The sequence below is a fragment of the Cedecea neteri NBRC 105707 = ATCC 33855 genome, from assembly GCF_001571265.1.
GTDB classification, from domain to species: Bacteria; Pseudomonadota; Gammaproteobacteria; order Enterobacterales; family Enterobacteriaceae; genus Cedecea; species Cedecea neteri.
In genome coordinates this window covers 1-8,300 of sequence record NZ_BCTL01000089.1, presented here as the reverse complement: position 1 = coordinate 8,300, position 8,300 = coordinate 1, and the positions used below count along the sequence as shown (strand labels likewise).

At 56.4% G+C, this 8,300-nt stretch carries 8 protein-coding genes; 4 read left to right on the top strand and 4 right to left on the bottom strand.

The window, feature by feature from the left end; all coding sequences use genetic code 11:
- Positions 1 to 134: 134 nt before the first annotated feature.
- Both CNE01S_RS23480 and CNE01S_RS23475 read right to left on the bottom strand, forming a co-directional pair.
- Complete coding sequence (locus CNE01S_RS23480; RefSeq protein ID WP_061279037.1) at positions 135 to 1,556, bottom strand: alpha,alpha-trehalose-phosphate synthase (UDP-forming); 1,422 nt, start codon at positions 1,554 to 1,556, stop codon at positions 135 to 137.
- Between the two features lie 42 nt (positions 1,557 to 1,598).
- Positions 1,599 to 3,017, bottom strand: coding sequence for a glutamine synthetase family protein (locus tag CNE01S_RS23475; RefSeq protein WP_061279035.1), 1,419 nt, complete (start codon positions 3,015 to 3,017; stop codon positions 1,599 to 1,601).
- 281 nt (positions 3,018 to 3,298) lie between these two features.
- Here CNE01S_RS23475 and osmF point away from each other — a divergent pair, with 281 nt between their 5' ends.
- From osmF to CNE01S_RS23455, 4 genes are all read left to right on the top strand, one after another.
- A complete protein-coding gene (gene osmF / locus CNE01S_RS23470; RefSeq protein WP_061279033.1) occupies positions 3,299 to 4,210 on the top strand; it encodes a glycine betaine ABC transporter substrate-binding protein OsmF in 912 nt (303 codons plus the stop codon).
- 117 nt (positions 4,211 to 4,327) lie between these two features.
- Positions 4,328 to 5,479 (top strand): ABC transporter permease, encoded by a 1,152-nt coding sequence (locus tag CNE01S_RS23465; protein ID WP_061279031.1) that lies wholly within the window; start codon positions 4,328 to 4,330, stop codon positions 5,477 to 5,479.
- The gene (locus CNE01S_RS23460; protein ID WP_061279029.1) at positions 5,479 to 6,426 is read left to right on the top strand and encodes an ABC transporter ATP-binding protein; all 948 of its coding nucleotides are present in this window, start codon (positions 5,479 to 5,481) and stop codon (positions 6,424 to 6,426) included. Before CNE01S_RS23465 ends, CNE01S_RS23460 begins: the two co-directional genes overlap by 1 nt.
- On the top strand, positions 6,410 to 7,141 hold the full coding sequence (locus tag CNE01S_RS23455; RefSeq protein WP_061279027.1) for an ABC transporter permease: 732 nt from the start codon (positions 6,410 to 6,412) through the stop codon (positions 7,139 to 7,141). Before CNE01S_RS23460 ends, CNE01S_RS23455 begins: the two co-directional genes overlap by 17 nt.
- On the opposite strand, the gene CNE01S_RS25905 is transcribed toward CNE01S_RS23455, so the two are convergent.
- Both CNE01S_RS25905 and CNE01S_RS23450 read right to left on the bottom strand, forming a co-directional pair.
- Positions 7,122 to 7,229, bottom strand: coding sequence for a YohO family small membrane protein (locus CNE01S_RS25905; protein WP_034494204.1), 108 nt, complete (start codon positions 7,227 to 7,229; stop codon positions 7,122 to 7,124). The genes CNE01S_RS23455 and CNE01S_RS25905 overlap by 20 nt on opposite strands.
- 109 nt (positions 7,230 to 7,338) lie before the next feature.
- Positions 7,339 to 8,094 (bottom strand): MerR family transcriptional regulator, encoded by a 756-nt coding sequence (locus tag CNE01S_RS23450; RefSeq protein WP_061279026.1) that lies wholly within the window; start codon positions 8,092 to 8,094, stop codon positions 7,339 to 7,341.
- Positions 8,095 to 8,300: the final 206 nt, after the last annotated feature.

The following is an 8,300-nucleotide window of genomic DNA, read 5'->3' as shown; positions in this document are numbered from 1 at the left end:
ACGTTCACCGTGCTGGGAACTTATATGGAACACAGATATACGGGTGAACGGAATAATGCCTGGGCTAAAAAGTTCTCCCGAAACACGCAAATGAAACGCCGTACACCCTCGCCCAAAGCGCATAATTCTGACCATTAATACAAATTCTGCGGTGTAAAAATCCCGTGGTGAGAAGCGCGGAACGGGATCACCGTAGCAGGGGACGGAGCAGACTCTGCATTGAGTGAATCAAGAAAAGCCCGGGCCCACCACTGGCTGTCGTATCTTTCCACTTTGGCCAGCAGTTGCTGATGTCGGCGTTTACGTTCGTGCAGCGGCATCGTCAGCGCGGAATAGAGCGCATGGCTTGCTTCGTTGGCATCGTAGGGGTTAATCAACACCGCATCCGTCAGCTGTTCCGCCGTGCCGGTCAGGGCCGATAGCATCAGCACGCCGGGGTCTTCGGCATCCTGCGCGAGAACAAAGGCTTTCGCCTCCAGGCTCATCCCCTCAGAAAGCGGGGTGAACATCGCCACGTGGGCGTTACGGTAAAAAGCGTAAATCAAATCTGAATGGCACAGATGGTTACGAATATAGTTGATGGGGTACCAGGCCGAATCGCCAAAGCGGGCGTTAATTTCAGCGCACTGGTGTTCAAGCTGGTCGCAGAGATCGCGTGCCGACCACGAATAGCCCCTTGAAGCGTCAGAAATTTGCAGCAGGCTGACGTCACGCAGGTACTCCGGGTGCGTATTCAGAAACGTTTCCATCGTCTTCAGGTGGCAATGCACGCCGCTGATATCGCTGATGGTGTCGTTGCCGATCACTATCTGGCGAGGATAGTTGCGTACCGCTTCGGCGTTTGTGTGTGAAAGTGGCGGCATGGTTTTATCCACGCCGCACGGGAAAATCCCCAGTTTTATAGCGTGCCCGTTAAGCTGAATAAGGTTATCCGCCAGCCGCTCCACGCGGTAAAACCGCAGCGCATAGGCCAGGAAATTATTCACGTCCCCACTCGACTGGAAGCCGAGCAGATCGTAACTGAACAGCGCCTGCATCAGGCCGTCGTGCTCTGGCACAGAGCGCAGCACGTCGCCAGGCGGGAAGGGCTGATGCAGGAAGAAGCCGCAGCGGTTGGCGTAACCATCCTCTTTGAGCAGCTTGCCGGCGAACAAAAGATGGTAGTCCTGTACCCAGACGACGTCGTCAGGTTCAATTTTGGCTGCCACCCGCGTTTTCACGTCATGGTTATAATTTTTCCAGGTGGTGAAATACTCTTTTTTATAGTGGATCAGATCCGGGCGATTGTGAAAAACCGGCCACAATACCTGATGAATATAGCCCTGATAAAAGTTGTCATACTCGTTGGGGGTCAGCGCCCAGCTGTATTGCTGGTAGCTCGACTGACTGAAAAAACGCGCTTTTCTCTGCTTATTCCCTGCGGCTATTTCGCCGTTCCAGCCAAACCACAGACCCGAATGTTTCTTCAGAACGGCATGAAGTACCGGAAGCAGAGGATCGCCGCGCTGCCCGCGTTCTGGTTCGCAGCGATTAGACAGCATAATAAGACGAGACATACATCACCTCAGGTTAGCATTCGGGTTGATAGAGCACTGGCGTTAGCGGGACAGCACCGCTTCTTCCTGGGTCACAATAGTTTCAAACCACGCCAGTTCCGACAGCTTGTGGGTGACCCACTGGCGAGAGAATGCTTCTCCCAGGCTTTCGGTCATGTAATGGCTTTGCTGAAACTCTTCAATTGCCACATGCTGGAACAGCGGCAGCTCAGGGGCAAACAGCGCCGAATTTTTCAGGGTATCGCTGTCGATATTTTCCAGCCCATAAAGCATGCCGGTAAGAATGGCGGCCATTGCCAGATACGGGTTCACGTCTGCCCCGGCGAGGCGGTATTCAATGCGGCGGTTACTGTCGTCAGAGCAGGGGATGCGCAGGGCGGCGCTGCGCTTGTTGTAGCCCCAGGAACTGAACAGCGGTTCGTTAAGATTTTTGCGCAGCCTCCTGAAAGAGTTGACGTGCGGGGCGATAACGGCCACGGCGGCGGGCATTGTTTGCAGCATCCCCGCAAGGCAAAGCTGGGTCATTTCATTCAGGTTTTCCGCCGGAGCGGCGAAAACGTTGTTATCTTTGCGGTCGTTCAGGCTGATATGAAAATGCAGGCCGTTCCCGGCCAGATGCGAAAAGGGTTTGGCCATAAAATTGGCCTGGTAGCCAAACTTATCGGCCACGATGCTGGTCAGGCGGCGCAGCGCCAGCACGCTTTCGCACACGCCAACGATATCTTTGCCGTGTTTCAGATTCAGCTCAAACTGCCCGGCTTCCGCTTCGCACACGATGCCGGTCAGCGGCAGTTTTTGGTCGGCAGCGGCCTGCTCCAGCGCTTCAATAAAAGCGGTGTAATCCGAAGGGACGGGCATATAAAAACAGCCTTGGGCAGGCACGTCCTGCTGGACTTTGCTGACCAGATAAAACTCTATTTCCGGCGCGGCGACCGGATACAGACCGTGGTAATGAAATTTTTGCAGGACATTTTCCAGCACCACTCTGGGCTCCAGCGCGTAGCCGCTGCCGTCGCTCTGCTTCATGGTTAATAGCAGTTGCGCGTTGTGCTTTGGGTCGTGAGCGCAGGGCCGCAGCGTTCCCGCCACCGGCAGGCAAAGTCCGTCGGGCTCGTCATAGTCCACGTTTGCCGATGCCTGGCTAAACGGCTTGCCTTCGTGATCCATCGCGTAAACGGACTGCGGGAAATAACAGCCGGCAGAGAGCGACAGCAGGCTGTCTACCGCGATGCGTTTGCCGCGAAAAGCACCGTTGACGTCATTGAGGTAAATATCAACATGCTTTGTTTCAGGATGACGCTGCAGATAGCGCTGCACCTCTTCGGCAAACTCTTTCGCTCGCTCCGCCGCTGGCTTTTGCCGCGCTGACTGGCTGACAGATTCTTCATTGGATGAGACCTGCGGAAAAGCGAAAAGCGTAAAGATGTTTTTAACGAGTGAGTGGTGAATGAGTGAGTTCATGGCAGTCTTTTTCTAAGCCTCTCGGCGACGAAAAGAGCATATTCACTGGCGTATAAAAAGAAGGTAAAAAAGCCAAAGCGGCGGGTAAAAAAAGTATAAATGGCAATAAGTGTAGGGATTTAGCCGGGCGGTTGAGGAGAGGGTGACGGCGCTTGCGGCCGCCAGCCTGTTCAAACGAGTTCGCATATCATATACCGCTTAGTGCTTTCCCCAGCCGATTCAAACTCGGCTATTCTTTGTTTACTGCATGATTTTTAAGTAAAGAACAACGAGGAATAACTATGAACATATCAACACGTTGGGGTTTGGCAGGGTTAGTGATGTTGGCAACGGGCGCGCAGGCGGCGGATCCGGTGAAAGTCGGCTCGAAAATTGATACCGAAGGCTCTTTGCTCGGCAACATTATTTTGCAGGTGCTGGAAAGCCATGATGTGAAAACCATCAATAAGGTTCAGCTCGGCACCACGCCGGTTGTGCGCGGCGCGATCACCTCCGGCGAGCTGGACATTTATCCTGAATACACCGGCAACGGCGCGTTCTTCTTTAAAACTGAAAACGATCCGGCCTGGAAGGATGCCCAGAAGGGCTATGAAAAAGTTAAGCAACTGGACTACGACAAAAATCATCTGGTCTGGCTGACGCCGGCCCCGGCCAACAACACATACACCATCGCGGTTCGTAAGGATCTGGCAGAGAAAAACCACCTGGTTTCCCTGGCCGATCTCAGCGAGTACCTGAAAAAAGGCGGCACCTTTAAGCTTGCGGCATCCGCCGAGTTTATCGAGCGTTCCGACGCGCTACCGGCCTTTGAAAAAGCTTATGGCTTTAAGCTGGAACAGAGCCAGCTGCTGTCTCTCGCCGGGGGGGACACCGCGGTAACCATCAAAGCCGCCGCGCAGCAAACCTCCGGCGTTAATGCCGCGATGGCTTACGGCACCGACGGCCCTGTTGCGGCATTGGGGCTTGAAACGCTGACGGATCCGAAAGGCGTGCAGGCCGTTTCCGCGCCGACTGCCGTGGTGCGTGAAGCCGTGCTGAAAGAGTACCCGCAAATTGGCGACTGGCTGAAACCGGTCTTTACTTCCCTCGACCAGAAAACCCTACAGCAGCTGAACGCGAAGATTGCCGTGGAAGGTCAGGATGCCAAAAAAGTGGCCGCTGATTACTTAAAGCAAAAAGGCTTTGTTAAATAGCCTGCTGACGGCGTGCATTGTGCTTAACAGCCCGAAATGCATGCCGTTATCTGTTTTACCTCAAACAGTCGATAACGCCGGTTGTCGGCTGTTTGTCATCATCTGCTGGAATAACGTTTGCTAAAAATTCATAACAGGGTACTGCTGCTGCTAGTGTTACTGCTGGCGGCTGCCTTGATGTTACTCCCGATCATCAACAACGCGCCTAACCGCCTGGTTTCCGGCGAGCCGTTGGGCATCACCCAGTTGCCCGGCACGCTGCATTACTGGCTGGCGATCCCCTTTCTGATGCTCGCTGGCCTGACGCTGGTACCCGGAAGAGCGCTCACTCAACTGGTGATTATTGCCACCGGTGAAGTGCTGTTTATCGGCCTGCTGTTATTGCTGGGGCACACCGCGAGCCAGCTTGCCCTTGAGGGCAGTTCCCTCGCGCGCACTTCTCCCGGCAGCGGGCTGTGGCTGATGCTGGCAGTGTGCCTGCTGCTTTGCGCCGATGCGGCCAATCGCCTCACGGCCAGCCCTTTGTGGCGGCTCTTGCTGAACCTACAAGTCTGGATAGTCCCCGTCGTGCTGCTGGCAACCGGCTACTTCAGCGATCTTTCGCTGATGAAGGAGTACGTCAACCGCCAGGACGTGTTTGACGATGCCCTGACCCGTCACCTGGCATTGCTGGCCGGTACGCTGGCTCCGGCGCTGCTGATTGGTGTCCCGCTGGGGCTTCTTTGCTATCGCCGTCCGGCCTGGCAATCCGGCGTGTTTTCTCTGCTCAACGTGATTCAGACAGTGCCGTCCGTGGCGCTGTTCGGTCTGCTTATTGCGCCTCTCGCTGGTCTTGCTGCCTGGCTGCCGTGGCTCGGGAAAATTGGCGTGAGCGGGATTGGCGTCGCGCCTGCGCTGATTGCGCTGGTGCTTTATGCGCTACTGCCGCTGGTGCGCGGCGTAGTGGCGGGCTTACAGCAGGTGCCGCGCAACATCGTGGAAAGCGCGCTGGGGATGGGCATGTCGCGGGCGCAAATTTTCTGGCGAGCGGAAGTGCCGCTGGCCTTGCCGGTGCTGCTGCGCAGCCTTCGTGTGGTTTGTGTGCAGACTATCGGCATGGCCGTTATCGCCGCGCTGATTGGGGCGGGCGGATTTGGCTCGATTATTTTCCAGGGGCTGTTAAGTAGCGCGCTGGATCTCGTTCTGCTTGGCGTTATGCCGGTTATCGCCCTGGCGGTGATTGTCGATGCGCTGTTTAAGCTGTTTATTTCTCTGCTGGAGGCAAAATAATGATCGAGTTCGATCGCGTCAGCAAATACTTCCACGGCGAAGCGGCGGTCAGTGACGTGACGCTGAACATTCGCGAAGGGCAGTTCACCGTGCTGATCGGCACCTCCGGCTCAGGAAAGTCCACCACGTTGAAGATGATCAACCGCCTGGTGGAGCACGACGAAGGGCGTATTCGCTTTGCCGGGGAGGAAATCCGCAGCTTTGACCCGAAGGTGCTTCGCCGCCGCATGGGCTACGCAATTCAGTCCATCGGCCTGTTCCCGCACTGGACGGTGGCGCAGAACATCGCCACGGTGCCTGAGCTGCTGAAGTGGCCGAAGGCGAGAGTCGCCGAACGTATTGACGAGCTGCTGGAGCTGTTAGGCCTTGACGCCGCGCAGTTCCGCGACCGTTATCCGCACCAGCTTTCCGGCGGGCAGCAGCAGCGCGTGGGCGTAGCCCGTGCGCTGGCGGCCGACCCGGAAGTGCTGCTGATGGACGAGCCATTTGGGGCGCTGGACCCGGTCACCCGTGCGACGCTGCAGCAGGAGATGATCCGCATTCATCAACTGCTGGGGCGTACCATCGTGCTGGTGACGCACGACATCGACGAGGCATTAACTCTGGCTGACAACATCGTGCTGATGGACGGCGGCAAAGTTATCCAGCAGGGAACGCCGCTGGAGCTGCTGACAAAACCGGCCAACGATTTTGTTCGTGATTTCTTTGGCCGCAGCGAGCTTGGCGTCCGGCTGCTTTCGCTGCGCCATGTCGCGGACAGCATTCGCGCCGATGAACGCCTGGAAGGTGAGCCTATCCGGGCAGACATGACGCTGCGCGAAGCGCTCTCGTTGTTTATTGACCGCCAGTGCGATCGGCTGCCGGTGGTGGATGAGCAAAATCAGCCCTGCGGCGTGCTGCACTTTAGCGATCTGGTAAGGAGGAGAGAAAATGCGCCTGCTGCGTGATCCTCTGCTGTGGCTTATCGCGCTTTTTGTTGCGCTACTGCTGCTGCTGCCTTATACCAGCGGGCTGTTTAGCTGGCTGTTCCCGCAGTTGACCCGGCCCATGTATCAGCAGGACAGCTTTGTCTCTCTGGCGCTGGCGCACTTAACGCTGGTGGGCATTTCCAGCGTGGTTGCGGTGGTGATTGGCGTCGGGCTGGGGATTCTGGTTACGCGTCCGGCGGGGGAAGAGTTTCGTTCGCTGGTGGAGACCATTACCGCTGCCGGGCAAACCTTTCCCCCGGTGGCCGTATTAGCCGTGGCGGTGCCGGTGATGGGGTTCGGACAAGAGCCGGCGATCATCGCGCTGGTGATTTACGGGCTGTTGCCGATTTTACAAGGGACGCTGGCGGGAATTGGTGCCGTGCCTGAATCCGCACGCGAAATCGCGCTTGGTATCGGCATGAGCCGTGGGCAAATGCTGCGGAAAGTGGAGTTGCCGCTCGCCGCGCCGGTCATACTGGCGGGCATCAGGACATCGGTGATTATTAATATCGGCACCGCGACGATTGCCTCCACCGTGGGCGCTAACACGCTCGGGTCACCGATTATTATCGGGCTAAGCGGCTTTAATACCGCCTATGTGATTCAGGGCGCGGTGCTGGTGGCGCTGGCGGCAATTGTCACTGACCGCCTGTTTGAGCGCCTGGAAAGTTATGTCACGCGCCATGCAAAATAACGATGTAGCCGACCAGCATCACGCCGCCAATACCGCCGATCGCCATAACAAGCATTCCGCCCACAAGGGCAATTTTTGACAGTTTCATCCGTTGCTCCGTTTGTTAACGAAGCGATTATAAAGGGAAGCGGGGTTGTTAATGAACCTTTGATTGTGACGAAGAGGGAAAAAGCCTGATTTTCCCTCTTTTTACCCTTTCAGCCGGCGGGCTGCCTGCGCTCAACGTTGCCCAGCACAAAAACGGGCAGCCCTGCGCTGCGCCACGATTCAATCTGGTCTATCTGCCGTTCTCCGGGGCAGTCGCCGCACCAGACCAGCAGCGTCTGCCGGTCAAAAAGCTCCGGTTTCAGGTTGCTCAGCGAGTTAGCCAGCACGTCGACCCGCCAGCCTTGCTGGCTGGCAATCCACGCCGCCATCCACAGCCGCGTTGTGTCCTGTACGTTCCAGCCCACCACTAAAGCATCTCTGCCGTTTTGCTTGCGCGCGGTGGCAATACACATCGCAATATAATTAATCAGGGCGCCATCCAGCAGGCTAAGCAGCGCGCACAGCGCAATTTGCTGCCCGTAAAGGCGGCGACGCAGCGGAAGATAGAGATGTTGCACCAGCGTGTGCGCCGGGTAGATACGCCCAATGTCGGCTATCCAGGCGCGGAGCAGATTGGGGTTACCGCTTTGCAGATGGCGGAGCAGCGTTTCCTGCCGCTCTCCCCAGGCGTGCTCTTTTTCCCGGTTTTCGCCGCTGAGCAGTCCTTTGACTTTACTGACCTGTACGCCTTGCTCGATCCAGGTTTGGATCTCGCGAATGCGCTCAATGTCGGCGGAATCAAACAAGCGATGCCCGCCGTCGCTTCGCTTAGGTTTGAGCAACCCGTAACGCCGCTGCCAGGCCCGGAGGGTTACCGGATTAATATTGCAAAGCGCAGCCACTTCTCCGATGGAATAAAGCGCCATATCGTCACCTGATACCTTAAGGGGAGGCCCTTACTAACTGTAGTAAGTTCTGGTGAGTTTGGTTGCTTATGGTGGGATTTGTTCGGGGATTGGCGATGTTGCTTAGTCATAGTTTGCTTTCAAATCTTCCACAGATATCTTTCGCTCCGCAGTTATTCCGTTCACCGGTAATTCAGTTTCCCCTGAATGTTCAGAGACGGTGAACG